The sequence below is a fragment of the Paenilisteria rustica genome, assembly GCF_013820765.1.
Taxonomy (GTDB): domain Bacteria; phylum Bacillota; class Bacilli; order Lactobacillales; family Listeriaceae; genus Listeria_A; species Listeria_A rustica.
Window position 1 is genome coordinate 38,505 of the sequence record NZ_JABJVM010000014.1, and the last position, 24,901, is coordinate 63,405.

19 protein-coding genes and 1 pseudogene are annotated in these 24,901 nt (G+C 42.3%); 4 read left to right on the plus strand and 16 right to left on the minus strand.

The window, feature by feature from the left end; genetic code table 11:
* Positions 1 to 140: 140 nt before the first annotated feature.
* The 3 genes from HPK16_RS12410 to HPK16_RS12420 all read right to left on the minus strand — a co-directional run bounded on the left by HPK16_RS12410 (position 141) and on the right by HPK16_RS12420 (position 4,808).
* Positions 141 to 3,248, minus strand: coding sequence for an alpha-mannosidase (locus tag HPK16_RS12410; RefSeq protein ID WP_181677260.1), 3,108 nt, complete (start codon positions 3,246 to 3,248; stop codon positions 141 to 143).
* Between the two features lie 125 nt (positions 3,249 to 3,373).
* Positions 3,374 to 4,054 (minus strand): hypothetical protein, encoded by a 681-nt coding sequence (locus tag HPK16_RS12415; protein ID WP_181677261.1) that lies wholly within the window; start codon positions 4,052 to 4,054, stop codon positions 3,374 to 3,376.
* A 58-nt stretch (positions 4,055 to 4,112) separates the two neighbouring features.
* The gene (locus HPK16_RS12420; RefSeq protein WP_181677262.1) at positions 4,113 to 4,808 is read right to left on the minus strand and encodes an N-acetylmannosamine-6-phosphate 2-epimerase; all 696 of its coding nucleotides are present in this window, start codon (positions 4,806 to 4,808) and stop codon (positions 4,113 to 4,115) included.
* Between the two features lie 164 nt (positions 4,809 to 4,972).
* Between HPK16_RS12420 and HPK16_RS12425 the strand changes: the two genes are divergently transcribed.
* The gene (locus HPK16_RS12425) at positions 4,973 to 5,929 is read left to right on the plus strand and encodes an LCP family glycopolymer transferase (protein WP_181677263.1); all 957 of its coding nucleotides are present in this window, start codon (positions 4,973 to 4,975) and stop codon (positions 5,927 to 5,929) included.
* 69 nt (positions 5,930 to 5,998) lie between these two features.
* On the opposite strand, the gene HPK16_RS12430 is transcribed toward HPK16_RS12425, so the two are convergent.
* From HPK16_RS12430 to HPK16_RS12485, 13 genes and pseudogenes are all read right to left on the minus strand, one after another.
* Positions 5,999 to 6,745 carry a WxL domain-containing protein gene (locus HPK16_RS12430; RefSeq protein WP_220132334.1) on the minus strand — a complete coding sequence of 249 codons (747 nt, stop codon included), beginning with the start codon at positions 6,743 to 6,745 and terminating at the stop codon, positions 5,999 to 6,001.
* Positions 6,746 to 6,881: 136 nt separating this feature from the next.
* Positions 6,882 to 8,804, minus strand: a complete 1,923-nt coding sequence (locus HPK16_RS12435; protein ID WP_181677264.1) for an immunoglobulin-like domain-containing protein — start codon at positions 8,802 to 8,804, stop codon at positions 6,882 to 6,884.
* Between the two features lie 178 nt (positions 8,805 to 8,982).
* Entirely contained in the window at positions 8,983 to 10,011 is a 1,029-nt protein-coding gene (locus tag HPK16_RS12440; protein ID WP_181677265.1) for a DUF389 domain-containing protein, read from the minus strand.
* 66 nt (positions 10,012 to 10,077) lie between these two features.
* Positions 10,078 to 10,917, minus strand: a complete 840-nt coding sequence (locus HPK16_RS12445; protein ID WP_181677266.1) for an FUSC family protein — start codon at positions 10,915 to 10,917, stop codon at positions 10,078 to 10,080.
* Positions 10,914 to 11,825 (minus strand): hypothetical protein, encoded by a 912-nt coding sequence (locus HPK16_RS12450; protein WP_181677267.1) that lies wholly within the window; start codon positions 11,823 to 11,825, stop codon positions 10,914 to 10,916. Before HPK16_RS12450 ends, HPK16_RS12445 begins: the two co-directional genes overlap by 4 nt.
* Before the next feature lie 169 nt (positions 11,826 to 11,994).
* Positions 11,995 to 12,654, minus strand: a complete 660-nt coding sequence (locus HPK16_RS12455) for a potassium channel family protein (protein ID WP_181677268.1) — start codon at positions 12,652 to 12,654, stop codon at positions 11,995 to 11,997.
* Between the two features lie 17 nt (positions 12,655 to 12,671).
* Positions 12,672 to 13,310, minus strand: coding sequence for a response regulator (locus tag HPK16_RS12460; protein WP_036090513.1), 639 nt, complete (start codon positions 13,308 to 13,310; stop codon positions 12,672 to 12,674).
* A complete protein-coding gene (locus HPK16_RS12465; protein WP_181677269.1) occupies positions 13,307 to 14,362 on the minus strand; it encodes a sensor histidine kinase in 1,056 nt (351 codons plus the stop codon). Before HPK16_RS12465 ends, HPK16_RS12460 begins: the two co-directional genes overlap by 4 nt.
* Positions 14,359 to 15,072: a cell wall-active antibiotics response protein LiaF gene (gene liaF / locus HPK16_RS12470; protein WP_181677270.1), complete on the minus strand. Its 714-nt coding sequence runs from the start codon at positions 15,070 to 15,072 to the stop codon at positions 14,359 to 14,361. Before liaF ends, HPK16_RS12465 begins: the two co-directional genes overlap by 4 nt.
* A 127-nt stretch (positions 15,073 to 15,199) precedes the next feature.
* On the minus strand, positions 15,200 to 15,904 hold the full coding sequence (locus HPK16_RS12475; RefSeq protein ID WP_425487937.1) for a CvfB family protein: 705 nt from the start codon (positions 15,902 to 15,904) through the stop codon (positions 15,200 to 15,202).
* Positions 15,905 to 16,108: pseudogene (locus HPK16_RS17210) on the minus strand (S1-like domain-containing RNA-binding protein); the annotation flags it as partial.
* Between the two features lie 105 nt (positions 16,109 to 16,213).
* Positions 16,214 to 16,906, minus strand: a complete 693-nt coding sequence (locus HPK16_RS12480; RefSeq protein ID WP_181677271.1) for a copper homeostasis protein CutC — start codon at positions 16,904 to 16,906, stop codon at positions 16,214 to 16,216.
* A 120-nt stretch (positions 16,907 to 17,026) separates the two neighbouring features.
* Positions 17,027 to 17,518: a PTS sugar transporter subunit IIA gene (locus tag HPK16_RS12485; RefSeq protein WP_181677272.1), complete on the minus strand. Its 492-nt coding sequence runs from the start codon at positions 17,516 to 17,518 to the stop codon at positions 17,027 to 17,029.
* A 430-nt stretch (positions 17,519 to 17,948) separates the two neighbouring features.
* On the opposite strand from HPK16_RS12485, the gene HPK16_RS12490 reads away from it, so the two are divergent.
* From HPK16_RS12490 to HPK16_RS12500, 3 genes are all read left to right on the plus strand, one after another.
* Complete coding sequence (locus HPK16_RS12490; protein ID WP_181677273.1) at positions 17,949 to 20,936, plus strand: toxin Cry1Ac domain D-VI-related protein; 2,988 nt, start codon at positions 17,949 to 17,951, stop codon at positions 20,934 to 20,936.
* 728 nt (positions 20,937 to 21,664) lie between these two features.
* Positions 21,665 to 23,911, plus strand: a complete 2,247-nt coding sequence (locus HPK16_RS12495; protein ID WP_181677274.1) for a toxin Cry1Ac domain D-VI-related protein — start codon at positions 21,665 to 21,667, stop codon at positions 23,909 to 23,911.
* Positions 23,912 to 23,980: 69 nt separating this feature from the next.
* A complete protein-coding gene (locus HPK16_RS12500) occupies positions 23,981 to 24,862 on the plus strand; it encodes a mechanosensitive ion channel family protein (RefSeq protein ID WP_246369417.1) in 882 nt (293 codons plus the stop codon).
* Positions 24,863 to 24,901: the final 39 nt, after the last annotated feature.

The following is a 24,901-nucleotide window of genomic DNA, read 5'->3' on the forward strand; positions in this document are numbered from 1 at the left end:
ATTAGTGATTCCGCCTCACTTGTAAGCGTTTTATGCTCACCTCATCATTGTAACAAAAGCCCCAACCCTTTTCAACACCATTAAAAATACCTTAACGAAACAGTAATATTACTTCCTGTTTTCGCTAAGGTATCGCGATCTTATTTCAGTCTAATTTTGAACGTTTTCACCTCATATGGTGTAACCTGGAAAGCCCATTTACCCGTTTCTTGTTCGCCGATTGGACGCTCCATTAAATCACATTCTTGCCATGACTCCACTTCGAAATCACTCGTCATCGTTACGTGACAACGCCCGCCGGTAAATTCATGTAGCCTTACAATAATCGCATCGTCATCCTCTGCTTTTTTCACGGCATCGATTTGAATTTGCTCCGCGTCTGTTTTCAACAAAGAACGGTTATCATGAGAGCCAAGCGCCGCGCGGAGCGGATTATTTAACGCCCAGGCTTCTTGGACAACATCCCCATGCACAAAATCACCCGCATGTGGCAACAAGGCATACGTAAAGCTGTGCGCGCCTTGATCCTGTGTCACGTCCGGATATATTGCCGATTTTAGCAACGTCAAACGCATCACGTGATCCTTAATATCGTGGCCATATTTACAATTGTTCAAAATACTAACACCATACCCCGTCTCGCTCAAATCCGCCCACTGATGCCCAACCGTCTCAAAACGCGCATAGTCCCAACTCGTATTCCAATGCGTCGGTCGCTTCACATTCCCATACTGGATTTCATATGTCGCTTCCGTCGCCATCACATCAACCGGAAACGCGACTTTCAGCAGTTGCTGCCTTTCGTGCCAATCAAGCTCCGTTTCAAAATCAATCCGCGCACTATCACGGTAAAAATGAATCGCCTGCGAAATCGTCGAAGCGCCGTAAGTCCACGTCATGTGAAGCGTCGTTTGCAAGGCACCATTTTGCGTCACCGCCACACTTTCCAGCTGCGTCACCTCGCGCATTTTTTCCTGATAATAAATATCAATATCCCACGCATCAAAATTCAACGGCTTATCTTCAAAAACTTGCAATACATTACCACACTCGCCTTTTGCAAGCACATCTCGCTCATTTATTTTATCAAAAATGGTCGTAAATTGCCCCGCCTCGTTCCAAGTCACACGATAGCGATTCGTCTCCAGGAAACCATCACCATTTTGAGCAAGCGGTTTCGTATCAACCGGTTTTGCGATCACTTCATACGTCAGCGTCGCCGCTCCCATCGAAGGCAAGCGATCCACCGCCACAAGCCAACTATCCGCTACATTCCGCTCGGCATCCAACTGCTTCCCATCCGCATCCTTCCAAATGACCGGCTCGTCCGTCTGAATCGCAATCTCCGCCAAGCGCGGCCGCTCCCAAATCGAACTATTCAAAAGCGTCATCGCATTCGGCGCCTCCTCATCCATCGCACTCATCTCATCATAAGCCATCAACGCCAAATTCTCCGCTTCATCATACTCCTCGACACAATCCTCGTAAACCTCCCGAATCGAAGAACCCGGAATAATATCATGGAACTGATTCCGCAACACAATCCGCCAACTTTCCCGCAATAAATCACTCGGATACGCCGTAAAATCCCTCGTTTGCGCCGCCTGCAAAACTTGGAACCATTCCGCATCCCGAAGCAGCAACTCCAACTTCCGATTCATTTTCTTATTGTGCGCCTGCGAAGTATACGTCCCGCGATGATACTCAAAATAAAGCTCGCCATTCCACGTATGTACATATTCCTCCGAATTCTCCACCCGCTCATGCAAGCGCTCAAAATAAGGCCCCGCAAGTCCCGTCTCCACTTTTGGCATGCCCGGCATCTTGTCAAACCGCTCAATCATTTCCAGCATCTCGCGCGTCGGACCACCGCCACCATCACCGAAACCATACGAAACCAGCAGCTCATTGTTCAGATTCTTATCCCGATAACCATCCCAAACACCCTTCACCGTCCGCGCCGTAATATTCCCATTATACGTATAATAAAGATCATGCACATCCGGCGACGTAATGAAATGCGTCAAAATCTCCGAACCATCAATCCCGCGCCACCAAAACGTATCGTGCGGCATCCGATTAAACTGATTCCAACTAATCTTCGTCGTCATAAACGTCTCAATTCCCGACTTCTTCAAAATCTGCGGCAGCGCCCAACTATACCCAAACACATCCGGCAGCCACAAGAATTTACTCTCCTTGCCAAACTCCTCTTTAAAAAAACGCGTCCCTTGCAAAATTTGGCGCACCAACGACTCACCAGACGGAATATTACAATCCGCCTCCAGCCACATCCCACCATCCGCTTCCCAACGCCCCTCGGCAACTCGTTCCTTAATCTTCGCATAAATATCCGGATAATCCGCCTTAATATACGCGTACAACTGAGGCTGCGACTGCAAAAACTCATAATTCGGATACTGCTCCATCAACCGCATCACCGTCGAAAACGACCGCGCCGATTTCTCACGCGTATGCTTCAAACGCCATAACCAAGCCACATCAATATGCGTATGCCCGACACACGTCACCGTCACATCGAAATTTTTTGGCATCGCATCAATTTTTTCATTAAGCACCCGTCCAGCCTCATAAAGCGACGCCACATGCTCCGCACTCCCAGGATTCGCCCAATCAATCACGCGAAAACTATGGTCCAGCGCCTGCATCAAACCGTAACGCTCCGTGCTACTCTCCCCTAAATAATCGAGCGTTTGCAAAGCCGCAAAAGCCGTATAATACAGATCGTCCACTGCGACATCCAAATACCCAATAAACGCCTCGTTCAACCGATGCTCCTGCGTCCTCACCTGACCGCCACCCTCAAGCCCCGACCAAAGCCTAAAAATCAGCTCCACCCGCGTCCCAGCAAGCGTGTCATCAAAAAACACTTCCTTATGATTCTGATCCACGCCCTGATACGGCTCGCCATTCACAAACAACAGCGATTCAAAACCAGCATTATTCCCGTCCCCCGTCTTCCCGAAATCAAAGAACCCCAGAATCCGGCAACCCTCTCGTTTCGCAGGCAACACCACACTTGCCTTCAACCAAACATAGCGATCCCGTCCACGCCAATCCTCACCAAGCGCAATCGTCTCCGTGAAATCAAGCCCATCCGGGTAACTCCCAATCGCACCTTCCAGATCCTCCAAGATACCAAATTCCGCGATAACCTCCGATTTCACATACCGATATCCACTAACCTCCACATTCCGATTCTGCACCTTTTCCTTCGTCCAAAACATTCCATCACACCTTCCTGTTAGTTAAACGCTTTCATTAAAATATAGCATAGTCATATAACATGTCAAATAGACAAACTAAAGAAAAGCAGATGCCCAAATAGCAAACACCTGCTCATCAAAATCCACTATCCTAATTCTCCAAAAATAAACGAAAAAATACAGAGAAATACAACCACGCTAGTCCATAAAATCAGCTTTTTGAGACTAGCCTTCTCGCCTTCACGCAATACTTTTATTCCCAATGGTATAAAAGCAATACACAAACCAACAATAGCCACCAGCCCAGCCGTAGTCGTTCCCTTTAAAACGCCTAAAGGTAGCGATATCATCACAAACAAACCGATACATTGGTACCATCGAAGTTCTTTTGAAAGGTAAGCTCCGATCGCGAGAATAGGCCATCCAATCATGATAAAAAGGGAAAACGAATGAAAAATATGGAACGTCCCATACGAATTGGCAACAAAGTCCATCGCTTCCTCCACGCCTTTCTGGTGAGCTACTTGGAATGCCAAATAATCTGCACCCGCGTGAAAAGTCCGTGCAAAGAGCCCAAGAACAACAAACATTCCACCCCAAATCCCCCACAACGGCCTATCTACACAGATCCTCTTTGCCAGCAATATCACCCCAGGAAACAAGAGCACATTTCCTAACGCAAACAAACTATAGGCTAACGTCATTAATTCCGGATGGCCCACATAAGCTTTAAGCTGATCTGGAAAAAAGAAATGAAATTTGACGCGTAGAAGCATTCCAGTTAAAAGTAAAGCGGTGCTACTAGTAACGATATTCCCGATACCCATTTACCTGGAAAATCACTCTGACTGACTTTCGTCTCCATAAAAAAACTCCTTATCATATCTATTTCAGCGCATCCACAAACCGTTCCGTAATCAACTGCGGCCTCGTAATCGCCCCACCGACAACAATCGCAAAAACCCCAATCTCCTGAATATGTTGCGCAATTTCCGGCGTCAATACATTCCCTTCCGCAATCACACGCGCCTCTTTAACCTCACGCGCAATCTGACGCAAAAGCGCATAATCATCATCCGCAATTTTCTTCCCACTCGTCTCATCCGTGTAGCCAAATAAAGTCGGCGCCACAAAATCGAATCCCAATTTTTCCGCAGCAATCGCCTCCTCAACAGTCGCCACATCCGCCATAAAAAGCTGTTCCGGATACTTACGTCTAATTTCAGGAAATAAATCCGCAATGACTGTCCCATCAGGTCGAACCCGATCCGTCCCGTCCATCGCAACAATCTCCGCACCTGTCGCTACAATTTCATCCACTTCTCGCATCGTCGGCGTAATAAAGACCGGACACGCGCCGTAATTCTTCTTATAAATCCCGATGACAGGCAAATCCACTTCTGCTTTAATCGCCTCAATATCCACCGCCGTATTCGCCCGAATCCCAACAGCCCCACCAATTTTAGCGGCAAGTGCCATTTTCGCCATAATAGACGGACTATGTAACGGCTCTTCCTCTAGCGCTTGGCACGAAACAATCAGTCCCCGAGCCATTTTTGATACCTTTTCTTCCTCTTTCATGGCAAAATTCCTCCCATTTTATCATTAAATTCTAATTTGATTTATAGCCCTTAGAATGATAACATTGTGATAGTGTTAATTTTAACAATAATGTAGCATTTATACCACTTATAGCATTTATAAATAAGACGTGTCAAACACACACAGAAAGACAGGAAAAAAATATGGATACAATTCGCTTTCAACCCTTTGAGAAAAAACCATCCAGACTTATGCACCGACTCCAGATCTCCTTTGTTATCCTACTTGGCATCAGTTTCACACTAGGTGCTTTTGCGATTCATTATTACAATGGTATACAGCAGACTTTAAACGGTATTCACGTACCACTATCAAAGGATAAGGTCTCTACTAGTACGCTGACAGATGGCCATGCTTTTTCTATCCTGATGATTGGAACCGATGCCCGTGCTGGCGAGAAAACCGGTCGCTCTGACTCCATGATTCTTGCAACGATTAACAAAGAAAAGAACTCCGTCAAGATGCTTAGTATCCCTCGCGATACGAAAGTGACATACGATGACGGCGATATTGGAAAAATAAATGGTAGCTATTCAAAAGGCGGCGCAGAAGGTACTGTAAACGCCGTAGAGAAGCTTATGAACGTTCCCATCGATTATTACGTTACAATCAACATGAAAGGCTTCAGCGACCTCGTATCAGCTGTGGGCGGTGTTCGTGTCACAAATGATATCAATCTAACCGAAGTCAACAAGCGCTTTGTGAAAGGCAAAATTGACTTAAATGGAAAAGAAGCCTTGCAATATGTTCGAATTCGCCATGAAGATCCCCGCGGAGATTTCGGCCGCCAAGATCGTCAACGCGACGTCATCATGGGAATCAGTAACGAGCTTGCTGGAACTGCTTCGATCACACATTTCAATAAACTCCTAAAAGCAGTAGGCGACAATTTCACGACCAACCTCGTGATGGATGACATCATCGAAATTGCCACAAACTACTCGAGTGTTCGAAACAATGTCGACACACTCAAAATGGAGGGAGAAGGCGTTTCTATTTACAGTGAGGCTTACGGTTTCAATCTCTATTACTATGAACCCGAAGCCGATTCTAAAGCCGCTGCCACGAAAGCATTCCGAAACCATTTAGGATTAGACTAAGCAAAAAAAGTACGTATCGAAAAATCTGCGTTTAGATTTTTCGATACGTACTTTTTATGTCCTCAACTCTTAGCTTGGTGTATCTGATAACGTCCATGTCAATGACGTTGTATACGCCGAATCCGAGTATTTCGCACTTTTACCAGGTACATTTAACGTGACAGCATCGGCGGCTTCTGTATTATCTGCGCCAAAGTTATCTACCCAATGACCCATACCTTCCTCAGCTTCTGCATTCATAACCATAGCAGCCGTTCCATCTGGATTTAAGGTAATAGAAGTGGCGACTGTTGGAGCTGGAATATCCGAATCACTTCTTGTCACAGCCGAAGCTTTCGTAATCGTTATTGCCGCACCATCAAGCGCACGACTTGAGCCATCCGTTAACTGTCCATTTTCTGCTACAGTCAGCTGCCAGCCAGCGTTATTTCCGCGGTTATCTGTGACTTGGACATTATTCGGCACGTCGACCTTGGAACCGTCAACGGTCATTTGATCTAGTTTTGCCGTGTATGTTTTTGTTTCCCCAGAAATCGTTTGTGTCCCAAAATCAAAGGAAGAAGCGTAATCAATACTTAATGGGCCGCCTGTTCCTGGGTCCGTTGAATCTGGATCAACCGGCGTATCTGGATTTAGTGGATCAACTGGATTGTTGTTATCAGAGCTATCTTGCGCTTTAAAAACGACAGAACCCGTGGAATCCAGCGTACCAATTTCTGCGGCTTTTGCGATGGTGTTGTTCGGGGCGATAAGAGATGCGGCGAATGCGGTTGTTACTGCGACTGTTGCTAAAATTGCTTTTTTATTTACGTTCAAAATAGTAGTCTCCTTCAAAGTGTGCCGATTTGATGTTGCTATCAGCTTTTTCACTATCTTAATTATTTGCCAAGGCTTGATGGATTAGATAACTTGTGAAAGCTCTCTGTGCCTCACATCCTTTCCAAATATTCTTTTACGGGGTATCATTTAATGTCCACGTGATGCTCGTCTGATAATGACTATCCGCTTTCACACCGGTAGGATTGATTTTCATATGAATCCCTTCATCAGCTGCATACTGAATGGTCGTAATGTCATCAGAATTCGACGTACCTTCCCCGATAACGAACGCTTGATTGTCCATTATACGTGTTTCTACACCATCTTTCGTGTAAATCAAAGCATCATATAGTTTTTTATTACTAGGATTATTCACGTCGACAAAAGGCCCATTTACCGTTCCTGTCACTTGCCACTTCTCACCATTATTCCGCGTATCCTTGATTTGCAACTTCCAATCTGGATTTTGACGTGGAATATCTACTTCACCACTAGTAATTTCAGTCGTTTCAAAAACTAAATCCTCTGGTGCTTCATTGAATTCAAAAACAGGTTTGTCCTGCACTGTAATCGTACGGATCAATGTTGTTGTATTGCCATCACTATCGGTCACTGTATACGTTAGTTCATAATCACCTGGTTGATTTGTATCTACAGAACCGTCAATCATTAGTTGACTTGTCAAATCACCATCTTCTTTATCCGTCGCTTTGACGCCTGCAAGAGGGTCAAAGCTATCTCCCTCTTGAATCGCTACTTTCGTTGTAGCACTAATGACCGGTTTTTCTGCAACAGTAACGGTACGCCTAAACGAAGCAACATTCCCGTCAGAATCCGTTACATCATAGGTCAGTTCATACATGCCCGACTTGCTTGTATCCACGCTACCTGCCACGTTCACATTTGTTGTTATATCCCCATCTTCCACGTCAGTCGCTTGAATAGTACTCATCGGGTCAAAAGAGGAATCAGGCTGAATCATCGTTTCCAGTTCGCCTGTAATTACTGGTATATGATTATCTAAAATGGCTATAGAACTATCGGCTGCATTTGCATTATAGACATCTGTATCGAAGTTCTCATCGTTATACGTCACACTTGTAGTTGGTGTTGCCGCGTCCGTTATTTCTGTCCCTTTAAGAGGTATTTGTATCATTGCGGAGGCATCTTTTTTAAGGCCCGAGATGGCAAATGTAAGTTCACCTGTTGTAGCATTGTATTGTTCATTTGTAATCGAAGTGTCACTAGAAGAAAGCGTTCTAGGGCTGTAGCTCAACTCAGGAGGAATTTTAACAGTAAAGGTATTGTTTACAGCAGTCATACCACCAACATTCGCCACTTGTAATTGGTAGTTTGTAGTATTACGTACTTTCATATCCACCGTAGAAAAACTACCTTCTACATCTAAGATAGATTGCGTGGCAAATTGAATATTATCAAGTAAATTTCCGACACCATCGCCGCCTGTCGACGAAATGGAATCAAATTGAAAACGTGTTACAGTCTGTCCCTCAGGAATCGTATACACACCTGTGTAAAGGCCCCATTGGCTATTTCCGTCAGTCATTCTAGCCTGTTCAACCATTGCTCCACCAGGTGCCCCAAATGTGATAGAAGCTGTATCTGTTCCTTTTCTTCCTCTATGATATACATGCCAATGAACATTTAAACCAGGGGTCGTTGGTATATCTTGATATAAAGAGGCGACTTCAAATGATGCATTTAACTCAGCATACTGTTCCCCCGAAAATGGAGTTATACCTTGAACATCTCTTTGCAACTCAACTTGTCCGTCACTTGCGGTTGTATTCCATCCTGGTACACTTGCTTGATCAAAGACTTTATACGATCCACTGAATTGAGGGTTTTCAAAATCACCATTTGTTATCGAAATAACATCAGATGTTTCCTGTAATACTTGTTTCTTTTCTGTACTAGTTGCTGCTGTCACATGCTGCACGTTCCATGGATTTATAACTAAAGATGATGTTATAAGTCCGCCTATTAAGAAGACAGTTGGGATACTACGCCATGTTCTTTTAAAATTTTTACGCATTGGTCACCCTCACCTCCACTTGAATTAATCGATACTAAAAATATACCAAACAGGGAGTTTATGCGTTGTATATTTGTAACAGTATTTCATTCAAAAAACGACAAAATCGTGACGTTTTTTATTTTTGAGCACAAAGAAAAACCCTATGACAAATGCCATAAGGTTACCTCAAGTTAATTTAGTTTGCTGTCCTGTCTTGCTGTTCTACACTTTTATTATCCTCTTGATTTGAAATATATTTATCCAAATACTGCTTCAACTCTGCACCATCGAGCTCATTCAAATCTGGAATTTGGTCAATATCTAGCGTGACGTCCTCCAACCCATAGTCAGCTAAACTATCTTGAACACTCGCTACATCGCTTTTAGACATGTAATCACCTGATATCGTAACAACTAATTTTTGCGTCTCATCGTTGTAATCCTGATCAAGAACCACATCATCAGGAAACTCTTCCTTCACAAACTGACTAATAGCCGATGTCCGGATACTTTCCTGCACCAATGTTGCCGCTGAAAAAATACTTGGAACTACAACCAACAACGATAAAATAATCAGAATTACATTCATTCTTCTGTTCTCCTTGCTACTTTTCATTGTATGCAAAGGAAAACGCATGAAGCGAACACCGATGAACGTCGCAATCATAATAAATGCACTATTAATAATAAATAAATAGGAAGCACCTATAAAATAAGAAAATTGCAACGTAGCTATCGAATAACCAACCGTACAAAGCGGCGGCATCAGCGCTGTAGCAATCGCAACACCCGGCACAATATTCGTACTCGTTTTCTTTCTAGCGCCGATGATTCCAGCAACGCCCCCTGTAAATGCGATGACAACGTCCCAAATCGTCGGAGAAGTCCTAGCAATAAGCTCGCTGCTCGCGTATGTAATCGGCGAAATTGAAAAGTAAAGCGTAGCAACCACTAAACTGACAACAACCTCCACAAATAACAATAAAGCCGCCTTTTTTACAATCTGAAAATCAAAAACAGAAAGCCCGTAGCCAATCCCTAAAATCGGTGTCATCAGTGGCGAAATTAGCATTGCACCAATAATAACCGGAATCGAATTCATATTCAATCCCACCGAAGCAATCAATATCGCACACATTAAAATCATCGAATCGCTCGTCTTAATCACCAAATCGGAAAGAACTTTTTGCCGGAACTCTTGCGCATTATAATTTGTTGCATCCATATATTCACCTCATACGAATTTGATAGCTCCAACCAAATAGTAGACCCTCTATCAAATTATTTTTACTTAAATCCCGATTTCTTGCCTCACCTTTACATCCAGCGCATCAAACGCTTGCTCGTGATACGGAATCACTGCAATTAGTTCTGGACCTGGGTTGTCAGACATCGGATGATGGTATAAAACCTCCAAATTATTCATCATTTGTTCTAAATCATGAATCAGTGATAACATCGGCTCCGCTTCTCCTACTTTAGGCACAAAACTGCTATCATTCACAATCTTCATTCGCTCCTCTTTCAGCGCCTGTAAAGCTTTCCACGCCCCGACTAAATCATCATGCAACACTTCTTCATTTTGATACTTCGCACGAATTGTATCCATTTGCGTCAAGCAGGCTTTTGCATGGTCATAGAATACCCGGTTCATCTCTGTCTTCTTTTTCGGATAAAGGGAGTAGACAAGCAGACCGATAGCCAGGCCAATCAGCGTATCAATAATCCGGTTGTTAATATAGAGCACCGGCTGTCCCTCACCCTTTCCAACCAAAATCATGACCGTAATAACCGCGATAACTGGCGTAAATTTACCGACAAAAAGGTAACCCCATAATACCGCAATCGTCGCCGCAATCGGTATCATCAAAAAATGATTATCTGGAACGATAAAGTAGAACAGAACCCCCGTTGCACCACCGACAAGCGTTCCCAAAATACGCTCCATGCTCGATTTATACGTCGCGCCTTTCGTCAGCTGAGCCGTAATGTAAATCGCATTAAACACGTAAGTCGGATACACAATATACTTCCCGAAAAAAGGGTATAGCAAAATACAAATAAACATACTGATAAGCACTTTAGCAACGCGAGGGTCTAGCGCTAACCGTTCTCTTAATGTCGTTTTCATGCAACCTCACCCCCGTTTAGCGTTTGAATACTTCCTCGTATGGCTTCCATGCCTTTTGCGAACTCCTTAATATGGAACGACAAAATGGCATCCCCATTCGAAACAACAGGAATATCATCAAGACCTATGGCGCGCAACGCTCCCTGCACGGTTTCATCGACTTGATATTCGCCCAACTCAGAAATCGTCAATAGGCTGAAATAAGCTTGTAAATACGAAGCCAATGCTTTCTGGTAAATTTCAACATGCGCTGGGTCCTTCTGTTTTCCCGCCGCATATTCACGAATCAACATTTGTGACTGAACAAAAATACCATACAGAGGCTTCGGTCGGCCACCTTCTTTTTTCACTAAAATGTTATGCAATTCTTTTTGAAATAGTCCCATCGTTTGCTTCATCATCATCTGAATCGATTTCTCCACTGGGATATGCACAAATCTTACAATCAAGCGAACCACGATAAAGAAGACGGCCACATCAGCCATCATAATGATTAAAACGACCCAATATGGCGCGTTCATATCTGATGTATCCAAGAAAAATAACGCCGTCCCAATCGCCATCGTAATAACCATATATTTTTGCGGCATCATAAAGTTAATCGCAAGGAGCGCAACGACCATCACCACAAAATAGACATACACATTCATATCAAAAAATACCGATGAAGTCCCAACGATCACACAAGCGAATACGAACATAATTCCTATTTTTGACATTGCCTTTTTTGTAAAACCACTCGTCGGCTGAATCGAGATAATCCCCATCAATAACGCAATCGGAAGGATGCCAATAAATTGCGGTATGAGCAGTGTATGGACACCGACACAAATAAGCGCAAAAATAAAAACTTGCAACATATGTATTAAGCCCTTCGTCCCTAGTTTCGCTAAAATTAGTTTTTTCATTCTGCGTTGTCCCCTTTTCCTCTAAGTTTTAGTATCATATAGAAATTTTATCACAGATTACCTCATTCGGATAGCTGTATATCATATACCCCAGTTTGCCAGCACATAGACATGATATCTAGACAAAATAAAAAAAGCTAAGCACCCCTTTCATGCTTAACTTTCCATGTTATTGAATTTGTTCTTGCAAGCGTTCAATATCATCATCGCTACCAATGACAATCAAAACATCGCTCGATTCCAATATGTCGGTTGCTTCTGGTGTAATAATCATCTGTTTATCACGCTTAATTCCGACAATATTCACGCCATACGTATTTCGAAAATCCAGTTCGTGCAGGCTTTTCCCTAAGAAGCGGCGGTTGGAAACGGAAATTTCGACCAAACTGTACTCATCCGATAGCTCCAAGTAGTCCAACATATTTTTAGAAACGATATAATGCGCGATGCGGCGGCCCATATCACGCTCTGGATGCACCACGCGATCCGCCCCGATTTTATCAAGTAACTTCGCATGTTTATCGTTCGTTGCCTTGGCCGTAACGTACTTCACGCCCATCTCTTTCAAAATTAGCGTCGTCAAAATACTCGACTGAATATCCTCACCGATCGACACAATCACATGCTCAAAATTACGAATTCCAAGTTGGCGCAACGCATTTTCATCGGTTGAATTACAAATCACGGCATGCGTCGCAATCGACATAAATTCGTTGACGCGCTCCTCACTCGAGTCAATCGCCAGCACTTCCATTCCCTGCTCCACAAGTGACTTACAAATACTACCGCCAAAACGTCCTAATCCAATAACTGCAAATCCTTCTTTCATCGCAAAAATCCGCCCCCTTACTCTTTATCGACAAGGTCATGTTTAAACGCATAAATCGCCGCTTGCGTCCGGTCTTGCACATCTAGCTTCGATAAAATATTACTCACATGCGTCTTCACCGTTTTTAGCGTAATAAAAAGTTCGTCCGCAATTTCTTGATTCGATTTACCCTCTGCAATTAGCAACAAGATTTCGTTTTCCCGATTCGTCAAATCATCATGCAAATTCTTCTCCGGTTTCGCAGTCAAACGTTGCATCATTTTCCCGGTTACTTCTGGTTCTAATACAGAATCCCCGCCATATGTAGCACGAATAGCATCTGCAATCTCGCCCGCCGTCGACGTTTTCAACATATAACTCGATGCACCCGCCTCAAGCGCTGGATACACCTTCTCATCATCAATAAAACTCGTCACGATGATAATCTTCGCCGTTTTCCACTGACGCATAATTTCCTGCGTCGCCTCAATCCCGTCCATTTCATCCATCACTAAGTCCATCAAAATAATGTCCGGACGCAGCTCCATCGCAAGCTCCACGCCTTCGCGACCGTTCTCCGCTTCCCCAACGACTTCCATATCATCCTGCACCGAAAGATACGCAGAAACACCGATTCGCACCATTTCATGATCATCTACTAGTAAAACTTTTATCATTCGCCGTCCACATCCTTTTTCTTCACCAGTGGAATCTTAATTTCCACACTCGTTCCCTTCTTAGGAAAACTAATGATTTTAATCGAGCCGCCAAATTCAGCCACCCGTTCACGCATATTCTGCAAACCATACGAACCAGTCTGCGGTTTATTCATATCAAAGCCGACACCATCATCGACCACTTTTAAAACGACCAAATTATCGATCACAATCATCCGAACTTCCAGCAGATTCGCCTTCGAATGACGCAATGTATTAGAAAGTAGCTCCTGCACGATTCGGAATAAATGATCCTCGATGCCTTTTTGGAACGAAATATCCTCGATTTGCCATTCAACCTGAATCGGTAACTTCGTCGTCAACTCTTTCAACAACAACTCAATTCCCATTTTCAGCGACTTGCCTTCCAACTGAATCGGGCGTAAGTGTAGCAATAACGCGCGCATTTCCGACTGCGATTCATTGACAATCGATTCCACCATTTTCAGCTGCTTCTGCATCATCGGCGTCGCATTCTTCTCGCTTTGCTCATTAAGTGCCGACAAAAGCATCATCGCCGCGAAAAGCTGTTGACTCACCGAATCATGCAATTCCCGCGCAATCCGGTGCCGCTCCTCCGCCAAAATAGCCTCTTTCGTCTGCCCCGTCGTTTCCGCACGCTCATTCGCAATTTCCTGCGTCATCATCGTCTGTGTCTTCATTTTTTCACGCAACCGCTCAATCTGGCTATAAACCTGCTGAATCTCTGCATAAATTTCATCATCATCCGCCGGCTTCTTCTCCAATTCCCCTTGCTCTAAAAGCCGCAATGAGAAATCAATCGCCTCGAACTTCCGCTTAATAATGTAGCCAATCACCGCTCCAACAATGATTCCAACCGAAATCGCCATCAACACAATAAAAACAATAAACGGCAAGTAAAAGATCTTTTTGCCAATCAAAAGGTCATACCACGAAATATCGCCACCCGATTGATAAATCACCGTCGTTCCAAGCGAGGCAAGGAGTAACAAACCTGTCGTTGTCGCCATCGATGCGCGTGTAAACGTCATAGTGTAATCACCTCTAAATCACCAAGCACGACAGACGTAATGATCTTCACCTTACGCGGCGCCGTCTCATAATTATCCGAGTACAATTTAATCGTATCATTTTGCACAGCCGTACTTTCCTTATCATACTGCAAATGCCCGAAAATAGCTGAGTGCTCCAGACAAATCCCCAAATCAAACGGTACTAATAAGCGAATCTTGCCCGAAAAACTCCGAATCAAAACAACACTCTCACCCGTTGGCAAAACCGTATTACCAAGATCGATAATCGTATCACCAATACCTGTCTGAACGTTGATATCATCCCATTCATATACTACATCTAGCACCCGCTGATTACCAAACCACTGATTGCGAATAAACGTATTGCGCGGATTAGGATTCTCAGCCCTTTCCTTCGTTTTAACCATCAATAATTGTGGCGCACGCTTACGACTAACATAATAATATACCGCAAAAATTCCTGCGATTACGAGTCCAATTTTGAATGTAGCCGTTAAAAGCACCGAAATCAATATAAATATCGCTGCAATAAAAAGTCGCGTACGAGCCTTGTTCTTTGGAATACCCTCTTTGCGCGATGTGAATAAAAAACAAATCCCAACCGCAAATAGCACAAGTAATTCCCACCTAAAAAGCATCTCAAAAGCGATACCCACAGCAACTAATACAAGAAATAAGAAAATAAATGAACCTTCTAATTTTTTCATCTGAAAACACCCCCTTCCTGTTTTTTCTTAAACGGGTCACTAGAATATTATCTTCTGTTTCCATTATAAATAGTGAAGCACCATCAAAACAGCCGCTGTAGCTGGAACTATATCTCCACCTTAAGTCTTAGTTTCCAGATTCCGTCGCGTCCTCATTCTCGAGCAAATAGGTAAAGCCATCTTCTTGTTTAATACGACGTTCCTTCATTAGAGTCCCGAGAGCACGTTTGAACTGCGCCTTACTGACGCCAAATTTCGCACGAATCGCGTCGGGTTCTGATTTATCCCAAAATGCCATTTTACCGCCAACGCTCCGCAGATAAGTCAAAATCATCTCCGCATCATCACTCAGCACCTCATGTACGCGTCCTCGTAACGATAAATTCAGTGTGCCATCTGGTTTCACAGCGATAACACGTCCGTCTAATTTTTGCCCTAAACGCGGTTCCGACGTACGTTCCGTCTCATGGATAAATCCAATATGAAGATCCTCCGTGATCACAAATGTCCCCACTTTTAGCAAGCGATACACCGTTCCCGTCACGTTTTGATTGAACATATCTTGCGTTGCTCTAGTCGCGATTTCCTTGAACTCATGTTCCTCGCCCAAAACACCCCAAATACGTTCCTTCTCATCCACACGAAGCGCGATCATTAAACGGTCCCCTTTTTTCGGCCATAAATGGTTCAGCGCTGGCATGTCATCCATCGAAACAACGACGTCTTTAGGAATACCGATATCAACAAAAACACCGAGATCCTTCCGAACTTCCGTCACCGTTCCCCACGCGTAATGCCCCACTTGCGCCTTAGGTATCACAGTTGTCGCCACGATTTCATGATCATAATCACGATAAATAAACACGGTTTCCGTATCGCCTATCGCAAGCTCCAAATTCCCCGCATTCGTAAACGGTAACTTCACTTTTTCTCCGCGTTTTTCAAGTATATAAAATTCTTCTTCTTTTTCAATAACGGTCATCGTTTGCGCCGTTCCAATCATATTTATCAACTTTTCCACCTCATTAGTTATTCTTTTCTTATTATAGCTTAAATGGCGAAGTCGGTACAGCCTATTTCGCGAAAAAGCCGAACCTTCCTTTCTCGCTCCAAACGAAAAAAATAGATTCGACTCTCAAACTTATTTTATAGCTTCCTGTAAGGCCTTAATTTTAGCGGCATCAAGCCCTTTACTAAAATCGCCATCCAGCCGCGCGCCACCACCAACATGGTATTGCGTATTATGAAGTTTCTCGTGCAACAAGCCAATATTATCAGCCGTCACTCCACTCCCGACCAAAATTTCAAACGAAGTCATGTCCGCCTGGCTATCCGCGACCCATTTTTGCAACCGATCGATCGTGTCCGTCGCCTTCACACCGCCACCTGACGTCAAAACTTGCGTGATATTATTGCCATACTCGCGAAGTACCGCGTAGGCTTGGTCAATATCGCGCGCATCCTCAATCGCCCGATGGAACGTCAAATCCAGATCACCCTTCCAATCGATTACGTTTTCCAATAAATCACGATCAATTTCGCCAGATTTCGTAAGCGCTCCGAAAACAATACCAGCAGCACCAAGCTCCGAGGCCATCATAATATCCTCCTGCATAATCGCGATATCATAATCATCATAACAAAACGAATGGCTATGCGGCCGAATCATAATCATCGCCGGAACCCTAATATTCTCCGTAATTTGCTTCACAACACCATAACTCGGCGTCAAACCACCCTCACTAATCGCCGAAACAACCTCCAACCGGTCCACGCCAAAATGCTCCGCCTGCGATGCCTCCCGAATATTCTCCACAATAACCTCTAGTACCACGCCACTTCACTCCTTTATTCTATTCATTTATGTAGTTATCTATATTTTAGCTTAAATATCTCTCAAAAGAAACGAAAAGCATCATCCCGCAAAAATTACGAAACAATGCCTCTCTCCTAGTTATTTTGTTTTCGATTCAAATACAACCGTCTCGCCCGCAACAACATCTGTTACATTTGACCAGTCGAAATCAAATTTATTTTCCATGCTATTCGTCACAACAACAGGAATCACCGTACTGCTCGCATTCTTCTCGATAAAATCAAGATCAGCTTCCACAATTGGTTGTCCAGCCTTCACTTTATCGCCAAGAGATACCAAAACATTGAATCCCTCGCCTTTAAGCGCCACTGTTTCCAAACCAATATGAACCAGAATTTCTTGACCAAGTTCTGAACGAATTCCAAAAGCATGTTTTGTATCTGCCACTTGGATGATTTCACCCGATACAGGCGCTACAATCGTTCCATTCGAAGGTTTTACCGCAATTCCTTCCCCCATCATCTTTTGGTTAAAAACTGGATCTGGAACATCTTCTAATTTCACAAATTGGCCTGTTGCAGGTGCTACAACGGCTTCCTCTTTATCTTTTTTAAACATTTTTTTAAACATCTGCTATTCCTCCTAAAAAAATAAGTCATACCTATTGTAACCTAGATTTTCAAGAAGGTATAGGGAAACCAACTTTATTCTATAAGTATAATCGTATTAAGTACATAATTTCATCGTTCAAATATAAATCAACATTCACAAAATGGACACTTTTTTCTTTTAAAATGCGGAAATCCTGTGTTTTTTCTACATGAAAAGCATGGTATTCTTTATGGGTAAGGTATGCGAGACATAAACATTAGTCAATCTAAACGCATCACTTACAGCATAGTTAACACAGAATGGAATGGCATATTTTAGAGGAAGGAAATTTCGTGACAATATTTTTTCGCTATTTTATTTTTGAAAATTAAGAACATTAAACTATTTTTAGGTTAAGTAAAAAAACAAACACCATATTGGGTGTACAAACTTGGAGGAATTAAAAAACATGAATAAGAATATTAAAAAAGTAGCAACTGTCATTTTAGCAACAAACGTATTGGCAAGCACAATCATCTCAACATTACCGGTAGGAACACAAGCTGCAACGGTTGCACCGACATCGATTACAGAAGTAAGAGAAGCCGTTGCAGGGCTTTTTAATAAAGTTTCTTTCCCAGACAATACATCATATGAATACCTCAAAGAATCAACAACACAAGCCATGATTAATGAAGCACGAACTAAATTAAACAATTGTTCAGATATCACTCCTACAGAAAAAAATTCACTTAACAACAGAATTAACTTGGTAGAACAGCAGTTAGCAGTTTCTATGAATTTCACTTTGGACAAAAATTTTGATGTTACTAAGGATAATATAACCCATATATATAATTTACCAAGCAACAATCTTTTACCCGCTAATTTTTACCTAAGATCACGTTTGTATTTCTTCGATGCTAACCACAATAATATAGGTTTGATGAGTACAACCTCTTTGATCTCCGATGGCGTTTCTGCTCCTTTTAGACCTGACATACTACCAAACGCTAAAGATGTTAAATATATCCAATATTCCTATAGTGTTTACAGTGGTACTTTCAATTGTCAACTATCTAACTTTACGAAAGAGATATCAGTAGACGCGGCTAATGCTGTTGATTCTTTATTTATTGACGGAGACTCTTCCAAAGGTATTAGAGAAGATTTATCCCAAGCCGATATTGATAAAGCTCAAACAGTAATCAATACAATTACAGATGCTACACAAAAAGAAGACCTTCAAACAGAACTAGACAAAGCACAAACAGAGCTAAATGAAAAAAATAGTAATGTTATTAATGATGAAGCGAAAGCAGCCATTGACGCGTTATTCATTGACAACAACCCAGCAAATCATATCAAACCAACAACAGATCAAGTCGCAATTGACGCTGCGAAAGCAAAAGTAGATAAAGTCACAGATCTAGCCGTGAAAGCAGATCTTAACGCTGAAATCGCGAAAGCACAAGCAGAACTAGATGCAGCAAACACAGAAAAAGCACGTGAAGCCGCGGCAACTGTAGCGGTCAACGATCTTTTCATCAATGATAACTCAGCGAACCACATCAAGCCAACAACAGATCAAGCCAAAGTTGTTGCGGCGCAAGCGAAAGTCAACACAGTGACAGATCCAACGAAACGCGCAGAACTGCAAGTGTTGGTAGATAAGGCGCAAAACGAACTTAATACGAAAAAAGCCGTAGACGATGCAACAGCAAGTGTAAACGCACTGTTCGCGGATGCACCAACGAATTCCGTCTTGAAAGATAGTACAACCCAAGCGATGATTGACGCAGCGAAAGCCAAAGTCGATGCATTGCCAGCCACAACACCAGAAAAAACAGGTTTAGTTACCGATGTAGCTAAAGCCAATACGCAATTCAATCGAATCGCACCAACAACAATTGGTGGTCTAACAACAGATAGCACAAATGTATCTGGAAACGGCGAACCAAACAGCACGATTGTCATCCAAAATGGTGCGACAACTATCGCTTCTGGTAAAGTCGGCAGTGACGGTAACTATAACTTCACGATTTCGAAACAACCAGCACTAGCAACAATTACCGCAACGGTAACAAAAGCATCGAATGGTAAAACAGCTAGCGCAAGCACAATCGTCGTTGCCATCGCCAAAGATTACAAACTAACAGCCAAAGATTACAAAACCGGTGATACATCATTGACAGGAACTTATGGTGCCAATATCGCGAAAGTTCGTCTGTTTGTGAATGGCACACTGATTGTTCAAGGTACAACAAGCAACGGGAACTACACATTTGCGAATATCGCTAAATTCATCACAAAACCAACCGATAAAGTCGAAGTGGTTGGCGTCGATAGTGGATACGTAGAACGCGCACGAGTGACCGTAAAAGTAACCGGAGATCCCGTCTATGATTACAACCTAACTGCCAATGATTATACTCTCGGTGGCACAACTATCACTGGGAAATACGGCAAGGACGTATCCAAAGTCCGCCTTTGGGTAAACGATACAGTTGTTGGCCAAGCGACGACGAATGCAGATGGTACGTATAGCATCATAAATGTCCCTTCTTGGGTGAAATTAAGCACAGATAAAGTAGAAGTCGTTGGTGTCAATGCCGCGTACAAAGAAGTAGCACGCAAAACAGTCGTAACTAAAGGTGCCTCCATTCTTGATACAAGTCTAACACCTAAAACCTACACTAAAGGCGATGCAAACCTAACTGGAACTTTCGGAAAAGATATCAGCAAAGTCCGTCTATGGGTGAATGGCACCTTAGTGAAGCAAGCGACAACCAATGGTAGTATGTTCACCGTGAGCGATATCGCAAGCTTCATCACAAGCAAAGACGATAAAGTAGAGGTAGTTGGTGTCAATGCTCAATACAATGAGGTCAATCGCGTCACTGTTCCAACGACAGGGTTTAGCACATTGGATAACGCCTTAACAGCACCATCCGTATACCTGTTAAACAGCAACACAAGCAATATCATAGGTACGTATGGCTCTAATGTAGCAAAAGTCCGCTTGTTTGTGAATGGCGTAGTAGTCAAACAAGCCGTAACAACAGCTGGTAACTACAGCTTAAATGGCATTGCCGATTTTATTAAGCAAACAACAGACGTTGTAGAGGTAGTCGCAGTTGATTCCCAATACAAAGAAGTAAATCGCAAGACGATTAGCGTACAGAACAATCCAGTCATCAAAGATTACAATTTAACAATGGATAAAGCGTCGTACCTCATTGGTGATAAAACAATCACAGGAAGCTACGGCAAAGATATCTCTTTCGTGAGACTAGCCATTGATGGAGTCAATGTAAAAACAGCATCTCTCAATAACGGCATCTTTACACTAAACGGAGTAGACGGATCCGTAAAAGATGGTACACATTTAGTAGAAATTGTAGCAAGTGACGCAGGTTATAAAGAAGTCAAACGCATCACAGTCACAGTAAAATAAGCCACATTTAATTAGACATGAAAAAGCGCCTTTTCCATTCGTGGATGGCGTTTTTTTAAGTACATACCGAGGTGTTAAAATTAGTGAGATAGAAGTAATGCATGCGGTAGAATATGTGCCATTATAAATACATCAAAAGAACAACAAAATAAGCAAATATTCTAACCATGTTGTTATCAAACAAGCCGATCTAAACGGAGGCTGCTGAAAAACTAAGCATTTTTTGCATAAATCAGAGCGAAGCCAAATAAATAAGGTTTCTATCCAATAATTCGGATAGAAACCTTATTTATTTTCATCTATTAATGTTACTTTACACACAACATAACTTTCTGGATGATTTTTTTGTAGGTAGTCGAAGGTATAGGGAAACCAACTTTATTCTATAAGTATAGTCATAATAACAACATAACTTCATCGTTTGAATATAAATGAACATTCACAAAGTGTACACTTCTTTCTTTCAAAATGCGGAAATCCTGTGTTTTTTATACCTGTAAAGCATGGTATTCTTTATGAGTAAGGTATGCGAGACACAAAATTAGCCAACCTAAACGTATCACTTTACCGCACAACTAAAACAAAATGGGAATAACATATTTTAGAGAAAGGAAATTTATTGACCAGATTTTGCTCTATCATATTTTTTCAACATTATGAATATTGAATGTATTTTTCAAAAAAACAAACACCTTATTGGGTGTACAAACTTGGAGGAATTAAAAAACATGAATAAGAATATTAAAAAAGTAGCAGCAGTGATTTTAGCAACAAACGTATTGGCAAGCACAGTGATTACGACATTACCGATAGGAACACAAGCTGAAACAGTTGCACCAACGTCGATTACAGAAGTACGAGAAGCAGTTGCAGGGCTCTTTAACAAAGTTTCTTTCACAGGTACATCATATGAATACCTTAAAGAATCAACGACACAAGCCATGATTGATGAAGCGCGAACTAAATTAAACAATTGCTCAGACATCACTACTACAGAGAAAAATTCACTTAACAACAGAATTAACCGGGTAGAACAGCAGTTCGCAGTTTCTATGAATTTTACTTGGGACAAAAATTTTGATGTTACTAAGGATTATATAACCCATATGTATAATTTACCAAGCAACAATCTTTTACCCGCTAATTTTTACCTAAGATCACGTTTGTATTTCTTCGATGCTAACCACAAATTTATAGGTTTGATGGATACACCCTCTTTGATCTCCGATGGCGTTTCTGCTCCTTTTAGGGCTAACATACTACCAGATGCTAAAGATGTTAAGTATATCCAATATTCCTATAGTGTTTACAGTGGTACTTTCAATTGTCAACTATCTAACTTTACGAAAGAGATATCGGTAGACGCGACCAATGCTGTTGACTCCTTATTTACAGACGGCGACTCTTCCAAAGGTATTAGAGAAGATTTATCCCAAGCCGATATTGATAAAGCTCAAACAGTAATCAATACAATTACAGATGCCACACAAAAAGCAGACCTGCAAGCAGAACTAGACAAAGCGCAAAATGAGCTAAATGAAAAAGATGGTACTGGAATTAGTGAAAAAAATGCCGAAGCTTCTGTAGACTCACTATTTATCAATGGAGATACATCTAAAGGTATTAAAGCCGATCTTTCCCAAACTGATATCGATGCAGCTAAAGCGAAAGTCGATGCTCTTCCAGATTCAGCTAAGAAAACCGATCTTCAAGCGGATATTAATAAAGCACAAACTGAGCTAAACGCTGGAAATCCATTAACACAAGCAACTGATAGTGTTAATGCGCTATTCGCAGACGCACCAACAAATAGTAAGCTTAAAAACGATACTACGCAAGCCATGATCGATGCTGCAAAAGTAAAAGTAGACGCTCTATCACGCACACTTCCTGAACGCGCTGATTTAAATGCAGATCTTCAAAAAGCACAAGATTTTTTCAACGTCATCGCACCAACTACAATCGCGGCACTATCAACAGATTCCATCAAAGTAACAGGTACAGGTGAACCTAACGCCCCTGTTACTATCAAAAATGGCACAGCTACAATCGGTAGTGGCACAGTGAAAGCGGACGGTACTTTTGAAATCAGCATTGCGAAACAAGCAGCTAACGCAACCATCACAGCCACTGTCACAAAAGCAAGCAACAATAAAACGGCCACTGCTTCGACAAAAGTAACACAAAATATCGATTATTCGCTAACTACTAACGCATTCAAAATGGGCGATACGACGTTGACAGGTACAGTTGGTAAAGATGTTTCTAAAGTTCGCCTTTGGATTAACGGTGCTGTAGCCGTCCAAGGTGTGGTAAAGGCTGATGGCACATACTCATTCCCAACAGCTGGCAGTTTCATCAAACTAATCGGTGATAAAGTAGAAGTCGTTGCCGTAGATAGCAAATATGCCGAAGTCAATCGTAAAACTGTCACTGTAACAGGAACATCCACATTCGACAACGCCCTAACAGTGAACAAATTCAACACAGGTGACACGAAAATCGCAGGTACATTTGGTAAAGATATCGCTAAAATTCGCCTTTGGGTTAATGACAAAGTAGTAACTCAAGCCACAACAAACGCAAACGGCACATTCGAATTTGCAAATGCAGATCGCTTCATTACGAGCCCACTTGATAAAGTAGAAGTCGTTGCTGTTGATTCACAATACAAAGAATTGAATCGTAAAACCGTTAGCCTTCCTGGTTCAGATTCGTATGACAACACGTTCTCCGTAGATAACTATTTCATCGGTCAGAATACGCTAGGTGGTTCATACGGTCAAGGTACTTCGAAAGTTCGCCTTTGGGTCAATGGAGTTGTTGTCAAACAAGCCGACCTAAACGCTGCGGATAAAACATATACACTAAAAGGTATTTTCGGATTAATCAAGAGCAAAACAGATGTAGCAGAAGTCGTTTATGTAGATGCACAATATAAAGAAATTAAACGCGTTGCAGTAACGATCAAATAGACCTTTTTTCCACCAAGTCTCACGATTTCATTTTCGTGGGACTTTTTTATTTCGTTTCTCTTTGTTAGAATGGTACTAAGTCTTTATTTAGTAAAGGAAGTGACCTACTTGGGATTTATAACGCGATGGTTCGAGGGCATTGATTGGGATAAAATTTGGTTAGACTCCGTTTCAAAAATAATAAGCGTGATAATTTTGATCATCCTATATTTTATTTTCAGTTGGATTGGGCGTAAGTTGATTCGGAGTTTCTTCCGGAAATACCGCTCACAGCAAATGGTTTCAGAGAGCCGGGCTAAGACGCTAGAAGGTTTAGTCTTGAATGTTTTCGGCTATATTATGTTTTTCACATTTGCCATCCTTATTTTGCAGAATTTCATTAATGTGACGGCCATTATTGCGAGTGCTGGGGTCGCTAGTTTAGCTATCGCTTTTGGTGCACAAGGGCTCGTGAGTGATGTTGTGACAGGATTCTTTATTCTGTTGGAACGGCAACTCGATGTTGGTGATAGCATTACGCTTGAGCAAGTGAATGGAAATGTCGAGACGCTTGGTTTACGGACGACGCAGGTTCGTGATTTTGACGGGACGCTTCATTTTATTCCTAACCGTCAAATCATGATTGTTAGTAACCATTCGCGAGGAAACATGCGCATTTTAGTGGATATTCGAATTGCACCAACCGCTGATGCCGAGCAAGCGATGACCATTATTAAACGGGTTTGCGAGCAGGAAAAAGCCATGAATAAAAATATCGTGGATGGCCCGACTGTTCTTGGCGTTCAGGAAGTGAGCGCGACAAACACCGTCATTCGAGTGATGGGAAAAGCGGTGAACGGGGAACAATTTGAAGTGCAGCGTAATTTGTTGAAGGATATTCGCGAAGAACTTGTTCGTAATCAGATTGAACTTCCGTTATCATACTTAGCACCTTTGGAACCAGGAAAATAAGAAAATCCACATCTCGCCTAAATTTTAGGAAAGATGTGG